Source organism: Ruegeria sp. Alg231-54 (genome assembly GCF_900143525.1).
Lineage (GTDB): Bacteria > Pseudomonadota > Alphaproteobacteria > Rhodobacterales > Rhodobacteraceae > Ruegeria.
On the sequence record NZ_FREZ01000002.1, the window covers coordinates 191,153 to 211,377 of the forward strand.

The window sequence follows — 20,225 nt, forward strand, 5'->3', positions numbered from 1 at the left end:
GCGTCTTAATCCGCCGTCAAAAGCGGAGGTTTGTCGCCCGGAATTCTTGGCTGATCGGGGCCAAGGATATCCAGGTTCAAATCGCCTTTCTTGACAGACACGCGGACCACACCACCCTTGGCCAGCTTGCCGAACAGCAACTCCTCGGCCAGTGGTTTCTTGATGTGTTCCTGAATGACACGACCCAGAGGACGGGCACCCATCTTGTCGTCATACCCTTTTTCCGCCAGCCACGCGGCGGCCTTGGGAGTCAGATCGATGGTCACATTGCGATCCAGCAATTGCGCTTCAAGCTGCAGAACGAACTTCTCGACCACCTGCAGGATGACCTCTTTCGGTAGTGGCGCGAATGAGATCACAGCGTCCAGGCGGTTGCGGAATTCGGGCGTGAACATACGTTCGATTGCGGCCGTATCCTCGCCCTCGCGGCGATCACGTGCAAAGCCGATGGCAGCCTTGGCCTGTTCCTGCGCACCCGCGTTAGAGGTCATGATCAGCACCACGTTGCGGAAGTTCACCGTACGTCCGTTGTGATCGGTCAACTCACCGTGGTCCATCACCTGCAACAGGATGTTGAACACGTCCGGATGGGCCTTTTCGATCTCATCCAGCAGCAGCACGCAATGCGGATGCTGGTCGACGCCGTCGGTCAGCAGACCGCCCTGATCAAAGCCCACATAGCCCGGAGGCGCGCCGATCAGACGGCTGACGGCGTGCTTCTCCATGTACTCAGACATGTCAAAGCGCAGCAGTTCCACACCCAGCGTATCCGCCAGCTGTTTCGCAACTTCGGTTTTGCCCACACCGGTCGGGCCAGCGAACAGATAGTTGCCGATGGGCTTTTCAGGTTCACGCAGACCGGCACGCGCCAGTTTGATCGCGCTCGACAGCGCCTCGATTGCGAGATCCTGGCCGAATACAACACGCTTCAACGAGGCCTCGAGGTCTTTCAGCACCTCGGCATCATCTTTGGTGACGTTCTTGGGCGGGATGCGGGCGATCTTGGCGACGACCGCCTCGATTTCCTTGACCCCGATGGTCTTGCGCCGTTTGCTCTCAGCCACCAGATGCTGCGCGGCCCCGGCCTCATCGATTACATCGATGGCCTTGTCGGGCAGTTTACGGTCGTTGATATAGCGGGCCGACAACTCCACCGCGGTCTTGATGGCATCGGCGGTATATTTGATCTCGTGATGCTCTTCGAAATAAGGCTTCAGACCGCGCAGGATTTTCACGCTGTCTTCGACCGAAGGCTCGCTCACGTCGATTTTCTGGAACCGGCGGCTCAGCGCGCGGTCTTTTTCAAAATGCTGACGGAATTCCTTGTAGGTGGTCGAGCCCATGGTGCGCAATTTGCCGCCCTGCAGGGCAGGTTTCAGCAGGTTCGACGCATCCATCGCACCACCCGAGGTGGCACCGGCACCGATCACGGTGTGAATTTCATCAATGAACAACACCGCGTCGGGGTGGTCCTCCAACTCGGTCACAACCGCCTTCAGGCGTTCCTCGAAATCTCCGCGATAGCGGGTACCTGCCAGCAGAGCACCCATGTCGAGAGAATAAATTGTGGTCTCAGACAGCACATCTGGCGCTTCGCCGCCAACAATCTTGCGTGCCAGGCCCTCGGCGATGGCGGTCTTGCCCACGCCCGGATCACCCACCAGCAGCGGGTTGTTTTTGCGGCGGCGGCACAGGACCTGAATACAACGCTCAACCTCATCAGCTCGGCCGATCAGCGGGTCGACATCGCCTGCGCGCGATTTAGCGTTCAGGTCAATGCAGTACTTCCCAAGCGCGCTTTCCTTCTGTTCGCCTTCGGTGACGCCAGGTTGAGCCTCTTCCTCGACCTGATCCGCACCCGAAACCGAGCGGTTTTCGCCGTAGGCAGGGTCTTTGGCCACGCCGTGCGCAATGAAGTTTACCGCGTCGTAGCGCGTCATGTCCTGCTCTTGCAGGAAATAGGCTGCATTGCTTTCACGTTCGGCAAAGATGGCGACCAGAACGTTTGCGCCGGTCACTTCGGTCCGGCCCGAGCTTTGGACGTGGATCGCCGCGCGTTGTATGACGCGCTGGAAAGCGGCCGTTGGCACGGCCTCGGAACCGTCGATATCCGTGACCAGATTGGATAGATCTTCGTCAATGAATTCGACCAGAGTGCTGCGCAGTTCTTCCAGATCGACGCTGCAGGCTTTCATGACGCGGATGGCGTCAGGTTCTTCCAGTAACGCCAGAAGCAGATGCTCTAGCGTGGCAAATTCGTGACGCCGTTCATTCGCAGCCGCCAAGGCCGCGTGGATGGCTTGTTCTAATGTGCTCGAGAATGAAGGCACGCGGGTGCTCCTCTGTCTTGGGTCGAAAGGGGCAGGCTTCGGCCGGAACCCCATCCCAACCATGTCCTCATACTATTAGAGTTTGGTTGATCGTGGCCCGGCTTCAAGGGTTTTCTTGCTCTTGACAGTCACATTTCACGTGACCGTGGCCGTGAGGAAGGCAATTTGGGTACTAGAAGCTGTCTTTTCTAGTCCGAATTTCAGCAAAAACTTCTGCGGGGTCCGAATTTTGCATACCCAAATGCGCCTGAATCGCCGGGTCAGCGGCCCGCAAGAACGGGTTTGTGGCCTTTTCCAGCGCCATCGTCGAAGGAACCGTGGGTTCTCCGGCAGCGCGCGCGCGGTCGATATCATCAGCGCGTTTTTGCAGCGCGGCATTGGTTGGATCGACGGTTAACGCAAATTTTGCGTTTGATTGCGTGTATTCGTGGCCAGAGCATACGATTGTCTCATCGGGAAGGGCGGCCAACTTGCTGAGAGAGGCCCACATCTGTGGCGCCGTGCCTTCGAACAAGCGCCCGCACCCCAAAGCCATGAGGCTGTCTGCAGTGAAAACAACTGCGCTGTCCGGCATGTAATAGGCGACATGGCCAACAGTATGGCCGGACACATCCAGCACCCGAATCTGCTCGCTTCTGAATTCAAATGTGTCACCGTCGCTGACCTGCTGATCCAGCGGGGGCAGGCGATGCGCATCGGCGGCCGCGCCAACAACTTTGGCCGGATGTCTTTCCAAAATGGCAGACAGGCCATCCACATGGTCCCAATGGTGATGAGTTAAAAGAACATGGGATAATGTCCAGCCGCGCTTGTCCAACTCGGCCAGAATGGGTCCGGCTTCGGGCGCGTCGACCAGTGCGGTATTGCCGCTTGCGGCGTCATGCGCCAGAAATGCGTAATTGTCGCTGAGACATGGGATGGTAACGACCTCAAGAGGCATGGCCTTTTGCCCTTTCGTTGCTAGACTGCGCCCAGCTAAGCCGATTGACCGGGTGTCTGCAATGCATCTTGATGTGCAGGATTTGAGGAACTTCTACTATCGCAGCACTCTGGGTCGTGCCGCGCAGGCGGCGATCCGTGGGCGACTGATCGAGCAATGGCCCGAGGCCAAGGGGCAAACGGTTGCAGGATTCGGCTTCTCGGTTCCATTGCTGCGTCCTTATCTTGCGGACGCCCGCCGCGTGATCGGTTTGATGCCAGGCCCGCAAGGCGTCATGCCCTGGCCCGCCGGAATGCCCAATGTGTCGGTTCTGACCGAAGAAACCCTGTGGCCGATTGAAACAGGTCATGTCGACAAGCTGATTGTGATGCACGGGCTTGAAACCTCGCAGCGGCCTAGCCAATTGCTGAGCGAGTGCTGGCGGGTGCTGGGGCCGGGGGGGCGCGCATTCTTTGTTGTGCCGAACCGGGCAGGGCTGTGGTCGCGGACGGATAAGACACCATTCGGTTTTGGGCGGCCGTACACGGCTTCGCAGTTAGAGAGCCAACTTAAGGCGCATCATTTTAACCCGGAAAGCCATTGTTCCGCTCTTTACCTGCCGCCATCGTTCAGACGTTTCTGGCTAAAGTCGGCGAGCCTGATTGAAAAGACCGGGCAACGGCTACCGACAATCATGGCGGGCGGCGTGCTGATGGTCGAAGTCACGAAACACATCCGACCGCCCAGTGGAAGTGTCACAAAAGATGCAGAACGTCGTCCGATCAAAGCGCTTGATGGCTTGCTGAAGCCAGCGTGAACCGTCCAGCCAATTTCCCACTTCAATTTGCGAAAATTGAGGGAAATAGGACACAGGAATCGCAAAAACCTACACTTTCGTAACATTTTTCGTCCGTTTAAGCCGGATAAAAGGGTCGCACCCGGCTTAACTATTTGAAATTAAACATTTTGTGGATAAGCCTGTTGCCGTGATAATATATTGCTAGCTGGGTTCGGCTCTGCTAGACCCCCGGTGATTTTGATCCCCGACCGTCTGGCCGGGGTTTCTTCACGCCCCCGGGGTAGCTGCCGCAACGCGAATTCGGGGCCCAAAATATCGGAAGGGTGGACGTGTCCGAACCAGCTTCGATTTCCACAGGCATCGCCAAGCGCTATGCCACCGCGATCTTTGAGATCGCCAAAGAGAATAATGACCTCGCAGGTCTGGAAACCGGAATCAACGATCTGGCAGCAGCATTGGGCGAAAGCGCCGAACTGCGCGACCTGATCGCATCGCCTCTGGTGTCTCGCGCCGAACAAGAAGGCGCCATTATCGCAATCGCTGACAAAATGGGCCTGCACGCCATCATGCGTAACACGCTGGCTCTGATGGCACAAAAGCGCCGCCTGTTTGTCGTTCCGGAGTTGGTGCAGGTTCTGCGCGACATGCTGGCGGACGAACGTGGCGAAGTGACCGCCGATGTCGCGTCGGCCAAGGCGCTGACCAAGACACAACTGGAAAAACTGTCCAAGACGCTGTCCGAGCGTGTGGGCAAGACCGTGACAATAAATGCGACCGTTGATGAAAGCCTCATTGGCGGTCTTGTCGTTAAAGTGGGCTCGAAGATGATCGATAGCTCGATCCGTTCGAAGCTCAACTCCCTACAGAATGCAATGAAAGAGGTCGGATAAATGGGAATCCAAGCTGCAGAGATTTCTGCAATCCTGAAGGACCAGATCAAGAATTTTGGTCAGGAAGCCGAAGTGGCCGAAATCGGTCGCGTGCTGAGCGTCGGTGACGGGATTGCCCGCGTATACGGTCTGGACAATGTGCAAGCGGGTGAGATGGTCGAATTCCCCGGCGGCATCATGGGCATGGCGCTGAACCTGGAAAGCGACAACGTTGGTGTTGTTATCTTCGGTTCCGACCGTGACATCAAAGAAGGTGACATCGTCAAGCGCACCAACTCGATCGTGGACGTTCCGATTGGTAACGGTCTGCTGGGTCGTGTTGTTGACGGTCTGGGCAACCCGCTGGACGGCAAAGGCCCCATCGAATCCACCGAGCGTGGCGTTGCTGACGTCAAAGCACCGGGCATCATCCCGCGTAAATCGGTTCACGAGCCGATGGCAACCGGCCTGAAATCGGTTGACGCGATGATCCCGATTGGCCGTGGCCAGCGTGAGCTGATCATTGGTGACCGTCAGACCGGTAAAACTGCCGTTGCTCTGGACGCGATCCTGAACCAGAAAACTTACAACGATGCAGCAGGCGACGACGAGTCGAAGAAGCTGTACTGCGTTTACGTCGCGATCGGCCAAAAGCGTTCGACCGTTGCGCAGCTGGTTAAGAAACTGGAAGAGTCTGGCGCGATTGACTACTCGATCGTTGTGGCCGCAACCGCGTCCGACCCGGCGCCGATGCAGTTCCTGGCACCCTATGCCGCAACCGCAATGGCCGAATTCTTCCGCGACAATGGCCGCCACGCACTGATCATCTATGATGACCTGTCGAAACAGGCTGTGTCTTATCGTCAGATGTCGCTGCTGTTGCGTCGTCCGCCCGGACGTGAAGCCTATCCTGGCGACGTTTTCTATCTCCACTCCCGCCTGTTGGAGCGTTCGGCAAAGCTGAACGAAGACTTCGGTGCTGGCTCGCTGACCGCTCTTCCGGTTATCGAAACGCAAGGTGGTGACGTTTCGGCGTTTATTCCGACCAACGTGATCTCGATCACCGACGGCCAGATCTTCCTGGAAACCGAATTGTTCTATCAGGGCATCCGTCCTGCTGTGAACACCGGTCTGTCGGTTTCGCGTGTGGGCTCTTCGGCTCAGACCAACTCGATGAAGTCGGTTGCCGGTCCGGTTAAGCTGGAACTGGCTCAATACCGCGAAATGGCTGCGTTTGCGCAGTTTGGTTCCGACCTTGACGCCGCGACCCAGCAGCTGCTGAACCGTGGTGCGCGTCTGACCGAGCTGATGAAGCAGCCGCAGTACTCGCCGCTGACCAACGCTGAAATCGTCTGCGTCATCTTCGCCGGCACCAACGGTTACCTCGACAAGATCGACGTTTCCGATGTTGGCCGTTACGAAGCTGGCCTGCTGGCGCACCTGCGCGGCAAGCACGCCGACCTGCTTCAGTGGATCACCGACGAAGATCCCAAGATCAAGGGCGACGCTTCCGACAAGATCAAGGCTGCGCTGGACGAATACGCCGCAACCTTCGCTTAAGGGAGAGGCGGGCACATGCCAAATCTTAAGGATCTTAAAAACAGGATCGAGTCGGTCAAATCGACCCGCAAGATCACCAAGGCCATGCAGATGGTCGCGGCTGCAAAACTGCGCCGCGCCCAGGAATCTGCCGAAGCCTCGCGTCCCTATGCTGAGCGGTTCAATGCCGTGATGGCGGGGCTGGCGGCATCGGTCGGGGGCAGCGACAGCGCCCCCAAGCTGCTCCGTGGTACGGGCAGTGATGATGTCCATCTGCTGGTTGTCATGACAGCTGAACGCGGCCTGTGTGGCGGCTTCAACTCGAGCATCGCCAAACTGGCCCGTGTCAAAGCGGAAGAGCTGCGCCTGAAAGGCAAGACGGTCAAGGTTTTGACCGTCGGCAAGAAAGGCCGCGACGCACTCAAGCGTGATCTTGGCGATCTGTTCGTTGGTCATATCGACCTGAGCGAGGTCAAGCGTCTGGGTTACACCAACGCGCAAGACATAGCGAAGGACGTCCTGTCCCGCTTCGACGGGGGTGAGTTCGACGTTGCAACGATCTTCTACTCGAAGTTCGTGAATGTTGTGACCCAGATCCCGACAGCACAGCAGGTCATCCCTGCCTCGTTTGAAGACACAGAGGGTGACGACAGCGATGCCGTCTTCGATTACGAGCCCAGCGAAGAGGCCATTCTGGCCGATCTGCTGCCCAAGGGGGTTGCGACCGCGATCTTCTCGGCTCTGCTCGAAAACGGAGCCTCGGAACAGGGTGCACGGATGTCTGCTATGGACAACGCGACACGCAACGCGGGTGAGATGATCGACAAGTTGACGATCCAGTACAACCGCTCGCGTCAGGCCGTGATCACCAACGAGCTGATTGAAATTATTTCCGGCGCCGAAGCGCTGTAGAGACAAACCGGAGACGAAACATGGCGAATGCAAAAGGCAAAGTCACACAGATCATCGGGGCCGTCGTCGACGTGCACTTCGAAGATCAGCTGCCTGAAATTCTGAACGCGCTGGAAACCACCAACAACGGCAAGCGCCTCGTGTTGGAAGTTGCTCAGCACCTGGGTGAAAACACTGTCCGCACCATCGCAATGGACGCGACCGAAGGTCTGGTCCGTGGCGAGGCTGTGACCGACATGGGCGCACCGATTTCGGTTCCCGTTGGTAACGCCACTCTGGGCCGCATCCTGAACGTTGTTGGCGACCCCATCGACGAAAAGGGCCCGGTTGAGGCAACCGAATCCCGCGCAATTCACCAGCCTGCGCCGACCTTCGCAGAACAGTCGACCGAGTCGGAAGTTCTGGTTACAGGCATCAAGGTTGTTGACCTGCTGGCCCCTTACGCCAAAGGCGGTAAGATTGGCCTGTTCGGCGGCGCCGGCGTTGGTAAAACCGTTCTGATCATGGAACTGATCAACAACATCGCAAAAGTACACTCGGGCTTCTCAGTGTTTGCGGGTGTTGGTGAACGGACCCGTGAAGGGAACGACCTGTACCACGAGATGATCGAATCGAACGTCATCAAGCCTGACAACCTGTCGGAATCGCAGGTTGCCCTGGTGTACGGTCAGATGAACGAACCTCCGGGAGCACGTGCACGTGTTGCTCTGACCGGCCTGACCCTGGCCGAGCAGTTCCGCGACCAGTCCGGCACCGACGTTCTGTTCTTCGTCGACAACATCTTCCGCTTCACGCAGGCGGGTTCGGAGGTTTCGGCTCTGCTGGGTCGTATTCCTTCGGCGGTGGGCTACCAGCCGACGCTGGCCACCGACATGGGCGCTCTGCAGGAACGCATCACCTCGACCAAGTCGGGCTCGATCACATCCGTGCAAGCGATCTATGTGCCTGCGGATGACCTTACCGACCCTGCGCCAGCGACCTCGTTCGCTCACTTGGATGCGACCACCGTTCTTAACCGTGCGATCTCGGAAAAGGGTATCTACCCGGCCGTTGACCCGCTCGACTCGACCTCGCGTCTGCTCGACCCGGCCATCGTTGGTGAAGAGCACTACAAGGTTGCGACCGACGTTCAGCAGATCCTTCAGCGCTACAAGTCGCTGCAGGACATCATCGCCATCCTTGGCATGGACGAACTGTCGGAAGAGGACAAACTGACCGTGGCCCGTGCCCGTAAGATCGAACGCTTCATGTCGCAGCCGTTCGACGTGGCACAGGTCTTCACCGGTTCGCCGGGCGTTCAGGTTCCTCTGGATGTCACCATCGCGTCGTTCAAGGCCGTTGTGGCCGGCGAATACGATCACCTGCCCGAGGCAGCCTTCCTGATGGTTGGCGGCATCGACGACGTGATCGCCAAAGCGGAGAAGATGGCCGCAGAAGCCGCCTAAGGAGCACACCTGATGGCAAACACGATGCAATTCGACCTCGTCAGCCCCGAACGGAGCCTTGCTTCGCTCAGCGCGACCGCGGTCCAGCTTCCCGGCGCGGACGGGGACATGACGGCGATGCCCGACCATGCCCCCACCATTACCACGCTGCGCCCGGGCATCCTGAAGGTCGAGGCACCCGAAGGGTCCAGTGAATATCTGGTCACCGGCGGGTTTGCTCAGATCAATGGCGATGGCTTGTCGGTTCTGGCTGAAAAGGCCATTCCGGTCGCTGAAGTGACACGGTCGCATCTGGACGATCTGGTCGCCGAGGCGCGTGCTTCGCACGAAGCAGCCAAGGCAGGCGATGATCAGACAATTGTCGATGACGCTGCCAAACTGCTGGCCGACATGGAAGCCCTTGGAACGCATATGAGCCTGTAAAGCTCATCGCATTCCGACAGTTAGAAACGGCCCCGTAAACACGGGGCCGTTTTTTTATCGTGATTTTATCAATGCGACGGGTTAAGGTCCGGAATTACATAGATAAAGACAAATCAATGAAGACGTTTCGAACCCATCCAATTGGTATTGACCAAGGCGAGGCAGTTATTTTTTCCGAATTCGCCGATGGTGGCGAAATGTGGACGGGCGAAGGACCGCGCCAGCGGCGGTCGAGCGTTATGTTCAACCAACCCTTCCGATCAAATCCGGTGGTTCAGATCGGTGTCTCTTTGTGGGATGTGGATACATCTTCCGCTCTGCGCGCCGAAGTCACGGCTGAAGACATCACGCCAGAGGGCTTTAGCGCCGTTTTCCGCACATGGTCGGATACACGGATCGCCCGGATAAGGGTCACATGGACCGCCATCGGAGAGGTGCCCCATGACGACGATTGGAATATCTCTTAACGCAACAGGCCCACTATCAGGGGGGCAATGTGAGGTCTCAGGATAGGTAAGGCAGGTTAGTCGTCCGACGCTTCGATCATGTCCACACGAGTTGCGTGGCGGCCGCCTTCAAACTCGGTGCCGAGGAAAGCATCCACGATATCAAGGGCCTGACCTTCGCCCACGACGCGCGCGCCAATCGACAGCATGTTGGCGTTGTTGTGCGCGCGGATCATGCGGGCCGAAAAGGCGTCAGAACATACGCCACAGCGAATGCCCGGAACCTTGTTGGCCGCCATCATGATCCCCTGACCAGTACCACATAGGACGATCCCAAGGTTGCACTCACCGGCAGCAACAGCCTGAGCCGCAGCTTTTCCGTGGACGGGATAGTGTGTGCTTTCAGGCGTTTTGGGGCCGATATCGACGACCTCCCAGCCTTGCGCTGCGATGTGGTCGGCGACCGCCTGGCGCAGCTCGATGGCCGCGTGGTCGCTGGAAAGAACAATGCGTTTTGAGGCTGTCACGGGTACGTCCTGTCTTTCTGTGTTGACAAAAAAGGGCGGCTGTTACGCCGCCCAACTCGGTCAGTCCATGTGATACATCGACTCGTAGATCGGTGTCAGTGTCTTGTCCTCGAACAACGAAGACACGCTTGTCCCGTTCCAGATGTTCAGGATCGCCTGCGTAAAGATCGGCGCGGTTGGCACAATGCGAATGTTCTTGGCGTTGGTGATCTCTTTGGTGGGCTGGATCGTGTCGGTCAGCACCAGAGATTTCATTACCGAATTCGTCACGCGTTCGACCGCCGGGCCGCTCATGACACCGTGGGTGATGTACGAATGTACCTCTTTCGCGCCGTTATCCAGCAGGACCTGAGCGGCCTTGCACAGCGTACCGGCAGTGTCGCACATGTCGTCGACGATCAGGCAGATCTTGTCTTTGACGTCGCCAATCACTGTCATCTCAGCCACTTCGCCAGCCTTTTCGCGGCGCTTGTCCACGATCGACAGGGGGGCGTTGATGCGCTTGGCCAATTCCCGCGCGCGGGCAACGCCGCCCACGTCAGGCGATACGACCATAAGCTCGTCCAGATTGTCCTGGAATTGGTGTTTCACATCCAGCGCAAAAATCGGCGATGCATAAAGGTTGTCGACAGGCATGTCGAAGAACCCCTGAATCTGTGCTGCGTGCAGGTCCATGGTCAGGATCCGCTCGATCCCGGCACCGGTCAGCATGTTGGCCACCAGCTTGGCGCTGATTGGCGTCCGCGCCTTGGTGCGGCGGTCCTGACGGGCATAGCCAAAGTAGGGGATCACGGCGGTGATACGCTGTGCGGAAGACCGACGCAGCGCGTCAGCGATGATCAGCAGCTCCATCAGGTTGTCATTCGCTGGGTTCGATGTCGGTTGGACAATGAACATATCCTCGCCGCGTACGTTTTCGAACACTTCGACGAAAATCTCGCCGTCATTGAAGCGCTCGACCCGCGCATCGACCAGATTCTGATCGACGCCGCGATACAGGCTCATGCGTCGCGAGATGGATTCGGCAAGAGGAAGGTTGGCGTTCCCAGCGATAAGCTTGGGTTCGTTGAGTGTCGGCATCGGCTGAGGTCCCCGGGCAGCAATAGCAATGTGACAGATTCGTGATGTTGACACCGCTTAGCACGGGTCTAACGTCCAGCAAAGATAACGCAGCGGAGAAAGTGCAGATGACCCAGATTGACTACTATTTTGCGACACTCTCGCCCTATACCTATCTGGCGGGTATGCGGTTGGAAGAGATCGCGGCGAAACATGGCGCGACGATCAACTACAAACCGCTGGATATTGTCGCCCTGTTTGGGCGTACGGGGGGCACTCCACCCAAGGACCGCCATATTTCTCGGATCGAATATCGGGCGCAGGAACTACAGCGACAGTCCAAGCAACTTGGTATGGAATTCAATCTACAACCCGCGCATTGGCCGACCAATGCGGCGCCGTCATCCTATGCGATCATCGCTGCAATCAAGGAAGGGTCAGGCGATGTTGGCAAACTTGCGCATTCCTTCGTGCGGGCCTGTTGGGCCGAGGAGAAAGACATCGCGCAGGATGATGTGATCCGCGATTGCCTGACACAGGCCGGTTTTGATCCGGGGCTGGCGGATAGCGGCCTTTTGGTGGGCGCGGAAACTTATGCCGCCAATCTGGAAGAGGCCGTGGATCGCGGTGTATTTGGTGCGCCGTTTTACATCACCGAAGACGATCAGCGGTTCTGGGGGCAGGACCGGCTTGATGATCTGGATCGCCATTTGTCGGAACTGAAGGGGTGAGGGACACCCCCCTGACAGACAAGATCTTTGTCAGAACGTTGGGGCAGGGCGCGCGCGAGGTGCTCGCCCTGCACTGCACAATCGCGCATTCCGGGGCGTGGTCGGGGCTGGCGACGGCTCTAGAGGGCGAGGCGACATTTACGGCCCCAGACATGCCGTCCCATGGCCGCAGTACAGATTGGGACGGGCACGGGGATCTCTTTGACCAAGTGACCCAACTGTCGGCCGCGCACCTGACCGGACCGATGGACGTGATCGGGCATTCCTTTGGCGGGATGCTAGCCCTTCGGCTGGCTGTCGAGTTTCCGGACCTGGTTCGCAGTGCGGTCCTGATCGAGCCTGTGTTCTTTGCGGTTGCGATTCAGGACACGCCCGATTTGGTGCGGCAACATGATGAAGAGGCGAAACCTGTCTCTAATGCGCTCGCGGCCGGAAATTTTGAGCAGGCCGCCCGTTTGTTCAACCGGATGTGGGGCGCACAGGACGGCCCACGATGGCCCGAATTGCCAGAGCGGACACGCGCGGGAATGATCCGTGGTATTCACGTTGTGCCCGCCGTTGATGACGCTTTGTTCCTTGATCAGAAGGGGATGCTGAACCCTGGCGTTCTGGACCACGCATCTATGCCGGTTCTGATCCTGAGCGGATCTGAGACGCACCCCGTCATGCCCGCGATCGGAGAAGGTCTTGCCCGGCGGCTTCCCAATGCCAGAACGGGCGTTGTTTCGGGTGCTGACCACATGGTCCCAATCACTCACCCGGATCAGACGGCTGCCGTCATTCGAAAGTTTTGGAGTGATCTTTCCTGAGCCATGTTGTGGACAGGATGACGCCCCTAATCCCCGAAATCACAACAAGCCGATGAACCGGTCGATATCATCTGAGTTGATCGACCAGTCGCAGACCAGTCGACAGGCCAGGATCTCGTCGTCATCCGCACCGTCCAGCTCTGCGCCCCACAGATGATAAACCGCACCCGCTTGGTGCAACTGCTTGTGACGCGCGCGCGAAAACTGCGCAAAGATCATATTGGCTTGCGGCTCATGTAGAAAGGTTGCGCCTTTGCCGCGTAGACCATCGGCCAGATGCGTGCAGTTAGCGTTGGCTTGTCGCGCCATCTGCAGCCACAGATCATCGTTCAGATATGCGGCCATCTGGGCGGACAAGTAACGATGCTTGGAGAACAGATGCGCACCACGCTTGCGCCGCAGTTCGAATTCCCAGGCCTTGGATTCGTCAAAGAAAACCACCGCTTCGACACCCATCAACCCGTTCTTGGTGCCGCCAAAGCTGACCGCATCGACGCCCGCTTTCCACGTCATCTCAGCAGGCGAGCAATTGAGCGCGACCAACGCGTTGGTGAACCGGGCACCATCCAGATGAACTGGCAGGTCGTATTCCTTGGCGATACTGCACAGCGCCTGCAATTCGACCAGTGAGTAAACCGAGCCACGCTCTGTCACCTGAGTGATCGACACGGGCCCACGCTGGGGGCCGTGCACGCCACGTGTTTCTTCGGCCAAAATCGTGCGACGCAGCGCTGCGGGCTCCATCTTGTCGCCGCCCGGCACCAGTGTCAGCTTTGCGCCGCTATAGAACTCGGGCGCGTTGCATTCATCCTCGTGGATATGCGCGACGGGTGAACAGAAAATGGTTTCCCATGGGTTTGAGAGTGTCGCCAGAGCCAGCGAATTCGCGGCTGTCCCGGTGGCCACCAGATAAACTGCGGCCCCCGGTGCTTCGAAGATTCCGCGAATACGATCGCGCACTTCGTTCATCAGGGTGTCCGCGCCATAGGCCATTTGATAGCCCTGATTGGCTTCGTTCAATGCGGCCATGACCTGTGGGTGAACCGGACCGGAATTGTCAGAGGCGAAATACATCAGCTGGGTTCCTCAATGATATAGTCTTCCCACTCTTCCAAGGGGGTTTCGAATTCGGACACCGTGCGCCCCTGAACTGACATGCCGGCGGCGTGCACGCTGTCCGGGGTACCTGATATCAAGGGATGCCAGTCGTAAAGCGGTTTCCCCTCCCACAGCAGTCGATAGGCGCAGGTTTGGGGCAGCCAATAGGCGTGATCGTCGATGTTGTTGGGTTTCATCACGATGCATTCCGGCACGAATTGGTGGCGGATGTCGTATTGCGTGCAGCGGCAGGTCTCATCGTCCAGCAGACGGCAGGCGACGCAGGTCAGGGCGACCTCGCCGGTGTCCTCATCCTCAAGCTTGTTCAGGCAGCATTTGCCGCAGCCGTCGCACAAGGCTTCCCATTCGCGCTGGTTCATCTTGGTTAGCGGTTTGCGTTCCCAGAACCGTGGGCCAAGGCCTTTGCGGTCGATCGAATCGGTGGTCATAGCGCGGCCAGCAGGATGCGCGCCTTGTCACAATCGGCATCCATCTGCGCGATCAGGGCATCCAGCCCGTCAAACGTCATCTCGGGGCGCAGGTATTCAACCAGGCCGACGGACAGGGTCGAACCGTACAGATCGCCTGAGAAATTGAACAGGAAGGTCTCGATATTCGGAACCTCTCCGTTGAACATAGGCCGTACGCCGACAGAGGATGCGCCGTGATAGCTGCCCTGATGAGGTCCGTCGAGCACATCGACCAGCACCGCATAGACGCCAAACTTTGGTGGGTGCAACCCTTCGATGGACATATTCGCGGTAGGGAACCCAAGCTCGCGCCCGCGTTGTTCACCGCCGATCACTTCGCCCTCGACGCGGTGCCAATGGCCCAGCATTGCCGCGGCGTCGCGGGGGCGGCCATCGGTCAGCGCGGTGCGGATACCAGTCGAGGATACCACATCGTCAGACCGTTCCATCAGCGGTGCAATGGTGACGCCAAACCCCATTTCTTGCCCGAACCGGGCCATATCTTCGGCGGTGCCACTGCGCCCTTTGCCAAAACAGAAATCCGCGCCGACCACGACGTGCGATAGACCAAGCCCCTCGCAGATGACATTGCGGGCAAAGCCTTCGGGCGTCAGACCGGCAAGCGCTGCATTGAACGGCAATTCGTACAGCTTTTGCACACCCAGTTTCTCCAACCGGTGCGCACGTGCGTTTCCCCGCATCAGACGAAAAGGTGGGGCATCGGGTGCAAAGTACTCGCGAGGGTGAGGCTCGAACGTCAGAACACCAAGCGGAGCATCCGGGGCCACGCTTTGTGCAAGTTCAATCACCGACTGATGGCCCACATGCACGCCATCAAAGTTCCCGATTGCCACACTGGCACCGCGGTCTTCTGGCTCGACAAACTGGAAATCACGGATGATCTGCATGCAGCTTGCCTAGCGGGACTGGAGACCGGGTTCAAGCACCTGATTGGTACAAATGCCTAGCAGTGCAGGCAGGGATATCAATCTGCGCCAATACGATTGCTGTTCGAAGGCTGCGCAACAAAAAAGGCGCCGTATCCGGCGCCCTTCGACTGTGTTGGGGTCCTGTTGCCTTAGTCGAACTTGCGCGATGGGGCTAAAACCATGGCTTCTCCGATCAGCACCTTTTTGCCGTCGACGGCACAGTGACAATCCAGCTTCACGCGACGCTTGGCAAAGTCGATGTCGATCACTTTGACCTCGGCATAGACCATATCACCGGGGCGCACCGGAGCCAGGAATTTGAGAGATTGACCCATATAGACCGTGCCGTGGCCCGGCAACTGCTCGCCTATCACCGCCGAGATCAAACCCGCCGTCAACATGCCGTGGGCGATACGACCTTCAAAGATCGTGTCGCGGGCATAGTCGTCGTCCAGGTGAACGGGGTTTCGGTCCGTTGAAACCTGCGCGAACATCTCGATATCTTCGTCCGTCACCACTTTGCGCAGGTGGCGGGTCATGCCCATCTCGATGTCTTCAATACAGATCGTGCCGCGCGGAAGATTATCCAACATGTCGCCCTCACTCGAGTTCAATGAGCAACAAAAAAACGTACGTTGCCCCCGTTTGGCAACTTTATTACTTCGCAACTGCAGAAAATCAAGTCTTTTCTGACTATCTCAATCGACCGATTGTGTAGGTCGGATTGATATTTTCCTTTGCAATATAGTCGCTTAGGGTTTCATTGTGCGGATGATGCTCAGTTTTTGTTTCCGCAGCGGCCAAACCACCCGAGATGAACAGAGAATCAATCCCTTCGCCCATACCGCCCAGAATGTCCGTATGCGGGCCGTCGCCGATCACCAGAATGTCGCCATCCGGGATGTCTTGACCCAGTTCCTGCAGCCTGCGCCGCGCCAGATCATAGATCGGCGGGTGGGGTTTTCCGAAATACAGGCTCTCGCCTCCCATTTCGGTATACAGCTTCGCCAACGCGCCCGCGCACCATTCGCGTATCTCGCCCCGGTCAACAACGATGTCGGGGTTGGCGCAGAGCAGCTTCATGCCTTTCTGCTTGGCATAGAGGAAATCGGCGCGATTGACCGCCGGATCCGCCATTGGGTCGAACGGCCCGCAGCAGACGATCCCTTTGGCCTCATCCAGCGGGACACGTTCGATGTGGATCGGATGGTGTAGTATTTTCAGCGGCTCAAAGAAACCCGCGTCGCGTTCCCATTCCCCCATGAAATAGACTTTTTCACCAACCGCCCCACGGAACATGGCGGAACGTGCCGAATCCCCACTGGTGGCGATGGTGTCATAGGCATCTGCGGGGACATCGAATTGCCCAAGCTGCTCAGCCACGCCAGCACGCGGTTTGGGTGAGTTGGTGACCAGCACAACGATCCCGCCTTGCGCCCGGTAGTTTTGCAAAGCTGCGACCGCCTCGGGATAGGCAGTGATGCCGTTGTGAACGCATCCCCACAGGTCTACGAACAGTGCCTTGTAGCGGCCTGAAATCTCGGAAAGCGTGTGGATGATCTGGGTCATGGGAGCCTCGGGACCTGAAATTCTGAGTTGTGACAGCTATGGCAAAGCTTTCACCTCTTGGCCATCCCGCAATACCAATTGCGGGTCGAACACGGTGTGTCTGATCGTGTCATTCGACGATTTCTTCGACATCGGGTGCTTGTTGGACGTTTTCGGTGCCCAATATGATCTGTGCGCCGATCCTGTTCTGGAAACGCACTACGACCAGATAACCCGGCCCCAGCTCTTTCTGAAGTACGTCGACCAAAGGCGTCTCACGCAGGGTTTCGGGCAGCAAACCGGCGATCGAAGATACTTTATAAGCGGCTTCAATCGGAAGGTCCACGATCAGCCAAATATCGGCGTGTTTGCGTTTGGCATTCACGTCCACGCGGATGATCTCGACCGACACCGGATCGGCCCAGTCCCGGATCGTTTGCGCCAACTGTGCTTCGGTCCGGGTTTCGAGGTAACGGTTGTAGGTCGACTTTCCCAGTTGAAGGACAACGAAGGCCAGGAATGCCAGTGTCACCACCACGCTTGCGGTGAAGTTCAGCTTGCGCCGACCCTTGCTAAAAACCACCGCGCGCGCCGCGTATACGATGTAAACCGCGCAAGCGGACAGAATGATCGCACCAAGGTTGGTGGCAAAAAGAAGACCGGCCTCATAGGCCTCGGCGGGCTCGTCGAAATACAGCAACACACCCGAAGCAGACAGAGGTGGCACCAAGGACACGCCGATGGCTGCACCGGGAAGCAGGCTGGCCTCGGACCGGTTGATTTGAACGTAAGCTGCGGCCACTCCGGCGGCGAGGGCAACGATCAGATCCTCGGTGCCCGGATCCGTTCTGGCGAGAACCTGATCGGGGATCAGAATGCCGCGCGGGACGTCTGCGACATAGACAAGAAGCCACGCCAGCAAGACGCTGATTACCGCGGCACCGCAGACAATCAAAGCCAGTTTGAACGCGCGACCCAGCCATCCCATCACCATCGCCGCCGCAACCCCAAGGATCGGGGTCATCAATGGCGCAACAAGCATTGCGGCAATGACGACCGCACTGGAATCTCGCAGCATGCCCATCGTGGCGATCACCACGGATAAGGTCAGAAGCATGGCAAACCGTCGCCAATAGGCAGATTTGTCCTTGCCTTCAAATCTCAGGATGTCGCGTGTGGTGCTGAACTTGCGGGAACTCATGAACGTCGTCTGACCCAATTCGCTGTCTGGCTATTGATGGCAGACTACCAACGGATGCCATTCGCGCAAAACATTAGTAGCAAAGAAAAAAGGCGCCCGGGTGGGGCGCCTTTCGGTTGGGATGTTTGTCAGCGTCAAACCTTGAGGTTCGGGATGATCTGTTTTTTGCGGCTCATGATGCCGGGCAGGACTACGGCATCGCCGTCCACGCTTGCGCCAAAGCTCTTTTCCGCGACGCCTTTGACCAGATCGTTGGGTACCAGCAGAGTGGCCTCTTCGTTCAGAATATCGACCACGAACAGCAGAACCTGATCAACGCCGTCTTCCTTGGCTACGTCAGCCATTGAACCCGCCAGGCTGGCCTTGCGGTCCAGCACAACGCCCGGTGCGGTGGTTTCCAGAACCGAAACGCGGAACTTGGTGCCGTCGACCTCATATTCTTTGCTGTCCATGCGGATCAGTTCGGCGTCCGAAAAAGACGACACATCCGATTTGGCTGCAAACATTTCCGCGGCATAGGTCGCGACATCCAGACCCAGCTCGGCAGCCAGCTTCTCGGCCACTGCGCGGTCATGTGCGGTGGTGGTGGGAGAGCGGAATTCCAGCGTATCCGACAGGATGCAGGTCAGTGCGGCGGCTTTGATGGCGTCGGGCATCTTGGCGGCGTCGTCATCGATCAGGTCCATCATGATGGTCGCCGTGCAGGCCAGCGGGCGCACGGTGATGTCGATCGGGCCTTTGGTTTCCAGACCACCAACTAGCTTGTGGTGGTCGATGATTGCGCGGATGTCGGCGCTGTTTACGCTGGCTGGCAGCTCGGCGGGGTTGTTGGTGTCCACGATGACTACCGGTGCGCCCTCGGCCACGTCCTCGATGATGCGCGGCTTGGGCAGGTCCCAGCGCTGCAGCAGGAATGCCGCTTCGGTGTTGGGTTCGCCCAGCAGAACGGGTTCAGCCTGTTCGCCTTTGATTTCGTTCAGGTACCATGACCACAGGATAGGTGAACCTGTGGAGTCGGTGTCGGGGGATTTATGTCCAAATACGAGCGTTGTCATGTCAGCGTCCTGAGGGTGATCATTTTGCGCGCCTTATAGGGCGGTCCGCCGAGGTTGTCACCCGACAGTGTTTACGCTGCGACGGTTGGTCTGAAATCGAGGCGGGGTCAGAACGGGGCGCGGGTCAGGGTGTACCCAGTCTGTTGCAATTGGTTCAGCAGCCCGTAGTCGCCCCCAAGATGCCCGGCACCGACCGCGATCACGACAGTTTGGTCCTGAATGTTTAGAATTTTCTGCATCCAGTTGCTGTTGCGCTCGACAAGAAGCTTTTGCTCGAAATCATTCCATTCCTCGTCGAATACATCGGGCGACAGGCCTGAGTCTTCCAAGCCCTGCAGGCGGGCGAGCTGGATGATTTCGACATGCTTCTCTTCCAGGTAGGCGTTGGCCATCGTCGCCAGTTGATCCTCGCTGCCGCCCATGGCACCGGCCATCCGCACAAGGGACTGGACCTGCTTTTCGATGGGGTGGCTGTCGAACATACTCATAAGATCGGCAACCTGTTCAAGCGAGCGTTTGGGGATGCCCAACTCGTCAGCCAGTTGATCCAGACGGGCGTCCATCCCGTGGTTTGCACTGGGGTCCTGCATCATACACGGGGGGACGCCCAGCATCATGCTCAGAAACCAGGGCCGCATTTTGGCCGCCATCCAGCCGGGGATACCGCGCTCGGATAGCCCGTCAGACAGGGCAGACCAGTCTTCCTCGGACATCAGGTCAATCAGGCTGGGTCCCGAGGTGATCATCACCGGGCTCATGTCCTTGGCCAGGTCTTGTTCGAACGCGTCCATTTCTTCCTGCGTTACCTCGAAATAAAACGCGTCTGCATCGCTGAGGGCCGGCGTTAGCCGTTCGACCACTGCGTCCATGCGTGGGTCATTGGCATGCAACGTACCAACAAGGTGCAGGATCGTGTCGCCCTTGGACGCGATCCAGTGATTACCTTCGGGAAACGGGATATCGGCCACTGCCTGTTGCAGTTCGGACTTTACCGCAGGGCTCAGTCCCGGCCTCAGATCATTCCCTTCGCATGCAGCCTGTACGGCGGCGGGCAGGAATAGGAAAAGCAGCGGTGCAAACAAGCGCATAAGGATCATCTCGGAATCTTCAGTGTGA

Annotated in this window: 21 protein-coding genes; 9 read left to right on the forward strand and 12 right to left on the reverse strand. The window is 58.0% G+C overall.

What is annotated here, in order from left to right:
• Positions 1 to 5: 5 nt before the first annotated feature.
• Both clpA and gloB read right to left on the reverse strand, forming a co-directional pair.
• Positions 6 to 2,330 carry an ATP-dependent Clp protease ATP-binding subunit ClpA gene (clpA, locus tag DHN12_RS05430; protein ID WP_058275504.1) on the reverse strand — a complete coding sequence of 775 codons (2,325 nt, stop codon included), beginning with the start codon at positions 2,328 to 2,330 and terminating at the stop codon, positions 6 to 8.
• 172 nt (positions 2,331 to 2,502) lie between these two features.
• Positions 2,503 to 3,270 (reverse strand): hydroxyacylglutathione hydrolase, encoded by a 768-nt coding sequence (gene gloB / locus DHN12_RS05435; protein WP_108859261.1) that lies wholly within the window; start codon positions 3,268 to 3,270, stop codon positions 2,503 to 2,505.
• A gap of 61 nt (positions 3,271 to 3,331) precedes the next feature.
• Between gloB and DHN12_RS05440 the strand changes: the two genes are divergently transcribed.
• The 7 genes from DHN12_RS05440 to DHN12_RS05470 all read left to right on the forward strand — a co-directional run bounded on the left by DHN12_RS05440 (position 3,332) and on the right by DHN12_RS05470 (position 9,703).
• Positions 3,332 to 4,066 (forward strand): class I SAM-dependent methyltransferase, encoded by a 735-nt coding sequence (locus DHN12_RS05440; protein WP_108859493.1) that lies wholly within the window; start codon positions 3,332 to 3,334, stop codon positions 4,064 to 4,066.
• Positions 4,067 to 4,377: 311 nt separating this feature from the next.
• On the forward strand, positions 4,378 to 4,938 hold the full coding sequence (locus DHN12_RS05445) for a F0F1 ATP synthase subunit delta (RefSeq protein WP_108859262.1): 561 nt from the start codon (positions 4,378 to 4,380) through the stop codon (positions 4,936 to 4,938).
• Positions 4,939 to 6,477 (forward strand): F0F1 ATP synthase subunit alpha, encoded by a 1,539-nt coding sequence (gene atpA, locus DHN12_RS05450; protein WP_058275507.1) that lies wholly within the window; start codon positions 4,939 to 4,941, stop codon positions 6,475 to 6,477.
• Positions 6,478 to 6,492: 15 nt separating this feature from the next.
• Positions 6,493 to 7,368, forward strand: a complete 876-nt coding sequence (locus DHN12_RS05455; RefSeq protein ID WP_108859263.1) for a F0F1 ATP synthase subunit gamma — start codon at positions 6,493 to 6,495, stop codon at positions 7,366 to 7,368.
• A gap of 20 nt (positions 7,369 to 7,388) precedes the next feature.
• A complete protein-coding gene (atpD, locus tag DHN12_RS05460; protein ID WP_108859264.1) occupies positions 7,389 to 8,813 on the forward strand; it encodes a F0F1 ATP synthase subunit beta in 1,425 nt (474 codons plus the stop codon).
• A 12-nt stretch (positions 8,814 to 8,825) separates the two neighbouring features.
• Positions 8,826 to 9,236, forward strand: a complete 411-nt coding sequence (locus DHN12_RS05465) for a F0F1 ATP synthase subunit epsilon (protein WP_058276005.1) — start codon at positions 8,826 to 8,828, stop codon at positions 9,234 to 9,236.
• A 116-nt stretch (positions 9,237 to 9,352) separates the two neighbouring features.
• Positions 9,353 to 9,703, forward strand: coding sequence for an H-type lectin domain-containing protein (locus DHN12_RS05470; RefSeq protein ID WP_108859265.1), 351 nt, complete (start codon positions 9,353 to 9,355; stop codon positions 9,701 to 9,703).
• Positions 9,704 to 9,759: 56 nt separating this feature from the next.
• Here the strand turns inward: DHN12_RS05470 and rpiB are convergent, their stop codons facing one another.
• Positions 9,760 to 10,209, reverse strand: coding sequence for a ribose 5-phosphate isomerase B (gene rpiB, locus DHN12_RS05475; protein ID WP_108859266.1), 450 nt, complete (start codon positions 10,207 to 10,209; stop codon positions 9,760 to 9,762).
• A 60-nt stretch (positions 10,210 to 10,269) separates the two neighbouring features.
• On the reverse strand, positions 10,270 to 11,289 hold the full coding sequence (locus DHN12_RS05480; protein ID WP_058275513.1) for a ribose-phosphate pyrophosphokinase: 1,020 nt from the start codon (positions 11,287 to 11,289) through the stop codon (positions 10,270 to 10,272).
• Between the two features lie 107 nt (positions 11,290 to 11,396).
• Here DHN12_RS05480 and DHN12_RS05485 point away from each other — a divergent pair, with 107 nt between their 5' ends.
• Both DHN12_RS05485 and DHN12_RS05490 read left to right on the forward strand, forming a co-directional pair.
• Positions 11,397 to 11,999, forward strand: coding sequence for a 2-hydroxychromene-2-carboxylate isomerase (locus tag DHN12_RS05485; protein ID WP_108859267.1), 603 nt, complete (start codon positions 11,397 to 11,399; stop codon positions 11,997 to 11,999).
• A complete protein-coding gene (locus tag DHN12_RS05490; protein ID WP_108859268.1) occupies positions 11,996 to 12,808 on the forward strand; it encodes an alpha/beta fold hydrolase in 813 nt (270 codons plus the stop codon). The genes DHN12_RS05485 and DHN12_RS05490 overlap by 4 nt, the downstream gene beginning before the upstream one ends.
• A 39-nt stretch (positions 12,809 to 12,847) precedes the next feature.
• On the opposite strand, the gene DHN12_RS05495 is transcribed toward DHN12_RS05490, so the two are convergent.
• The 8 genes from DHN12_RS05495 to DHN12_RS05530 form a co-directional block, all read right to left on the reverse strand.
• The gene (locus DHN12_RS05495; protein ID WP_108859269.1) at positions 12,848 to 13,882 is read right to left on the reverse strand and encodes a low specificity L-threonine aldolase; all 1,035 of its coding nucleotides are present in this window, start codon (positions 13,880 to 13,882) and stop codon (positions 12,848 to 12,850) included.
• Positions 13,882 to 14,355: a YcgN family cysteine cluster protein gene (locus DHN12_RS05500; RefSeq protein WP_108859270.1), complete on the reverse strand. Its 474-nt coding sequence runs from the start codon at positions 14,353 to 14,355 to the stop codon at positions 13,882 to 13,884. The genes DHN12_RS05495 and DHN12_RS05500 overlap by 1 nt, the downstream gene beginning before the upstream one ends.
• Positions 14,352 to 15,284, reverse strand: a complete 933-nt coding sequence (locus DHN12_RS05505) for a bifunctional riboflavin kinase/FAD synthetase (protein ID WP_108859271.1) — start codon at positions 15,282 to 15,284, stop codon at positions 14,352 to 14,354. Before DHN12_RS05505 ends, DHN12_RS05500 begins: the two co-directional genes overlap by 4 nt.
• A 170-nt stretch (positions 15,285 to 15,454) precedes the next feature.
• Positions 15,455 to 15,898 carry a MaoC family dehydratase gene (locus DHN12_RS05510; RefSeq protein WP_058275518.1) on the reverse strand — a complete coding sequence of 148 codons (444 nt, stop codon included), beginning with the start codon at positions 15,896 to 15,898 and terminating at the stop codon, positions 15,455 to 15,457.
• A 100-nt stretch (positions 15,899 to 15,998) separates the two neighbouring features.
• Entirely contained in the window at positions 15,999 to 16,874 is an 876-nt protein-coding gene (locus DHN12_RS05515) for an HAD family hydrolase (RefSeq protein WP_108859272.1), read from the reverse strand.
• Between the two features lie 109 nt (positions 16,875 to 16,983).
• Positions 16,984 to 18,054: a DUF389 domain-containing protein gene (locus DHN12_RS05520; RefSeq protein ID WP_108859273.1), complete on the reverse strand. Its 1,071-nt coding sequence runs from the start codon at positions 18,052 to 18,054 to the stop codon at positions 16,984 to 16,986.
• Positions 18,055 to 18,188: 134 nt separating this feature from the next.
• A complete protein-coding gene (locus tag DHN12_RS05525) occupies positions 18,189 to 19,109 on the reverse strand; it encodes a manganese-dependent inorganic pyrophosphatase (RefSeq protein ID WP_108859274.1) in 921 nt (306 codons plus the stop codon).
• 107 nt (positions 19,110 to 19,216) lie between these two features.
• The gene (locus DHN12_RS05530) at positions 19,217 to 20,197 is read right to left on the reverse strand and encodes a TraB/GumN family protein (protein ID WP_108859494.1); all 981 of its coding nucleotides are present in this window, start codon (positions 20,195 to 20,197) and stop codon (positions 19,217 to 19,219) included.
• Between the last annotated feature and the right edge of the window lie 28 nt (positions 20,198 to 20,225).

Coding starts and splice junctions, on each gene's coding strand:
- gloB (WP_108859261.1), bottom strand. CDS start 3,270: ATGCCTCTTGAGGTCGTTACCATCCCATGTCTCAGCGACAATTACGCA.
- DHN12_RS05440 (WP_108859493.1), top strand. CDS start 3,332: ATGCATCTTGATGTGCAGGATTTGAGGAACTTCTACTATCGCAGCACT.
- atpA (WP_058275507.1), top strand. CDS start 4,939: ATGGGAATCCAAGCTGCAGAGATTTCTGCAATCCTGAAGGACCAGATC.
- DHN12_RS05455 (WP_108859263.1), top strand. CDS start 6,493: ATGCCAAATCTTAAGGATCTTAAAAACAGGATCGAGTCGGTCAAATCG.
- atpD (WP_108859264.1), top strand. CDS start 7,389: ATGGCGAATGCAAAAGGCAAAGTCACACAGATCATCGGGGCCGTCGTC.
- DHN12_RS05465 (WP_058276005.1), top strand. CDS start 8,826: ATGGCAAACACGATGCAATTCGACCTCGTCAGCCCCGAACGGAGCCTT.
- DHN12_RS05470 (WP_108859265.1), top strand. CDS start 9,353: ATGAAGACGTTTCGAACCCATCCAATTGGTATTGACCAAGGCGAGGCA.
- DHN12_RS05480 (WP_058275513.1), bottom strand. CDS start 11,289: ATGCCGACACTCAACGAACCCAAGCTTATCGCTGGGAACGCCAACCTT.
- DHN12_RS05485 (WP_108859267.1), top strand. CDS start 11,397: ATGACCCAGATTGACTACTATTTTGCGACACTCTCGCCCTATACCTAT.
- DHN12_RS05495 (WP_108859269.1), bottom strand. CDS start 13,882: ATGTATTTCGCCTCTGACAATTCCGGTCCGGTTCACCCACAGGTCATG.
- DHN12_RS05500 (WP_108859270.1), bottom strand. CDS start 14,355: ATGACCACCGATTCGATCGACCGCAAAGGCCTTGGCCCACGGTTCTGG.
- DHN12_RS05505 (WP_108859271.1), bottom strand. CDS start 15,284: ATGCAGATCATCCGTGATTTCCAGTTTGTCGAGCCAGAAGACCGCGGT.
- DHN12_RS05510 (WP_058275518.1), bottom strand. CDS start 15,898: ATGTTGGATAATCTTCCGCGCGGCACGATCTGTATTGAAGACATCGAG.
- DHN12_RS05515 (WP_108859272.1), bottom strand. CDS start 16,874: ATGACCCAGATCATCCACACGCTTTCCGAGATTTCAGGCCGCTACAAG.
- DHN12_RS05520 (WP_108859273.1), bottom strand. CDS start 18,054: ATGAGTTCCCGCAAGTTCAGCACCACACGCGACATCCTGAGATTTGAA.
- DHN12_RS05525 (WP_108859274.1), bottom strand. CDS start 19,109: ATGACAACGCTCGTATTTGGACATAAATCCCCCGACACCGACTCCACA.
- DHN12_RS05530 (WP_108859494.1), bottom strand. CDS start 20,197: ATGCGCTTGTTTGCACCGCTGCTTTTCCTATTCCTGCCCGCCGCCGTA.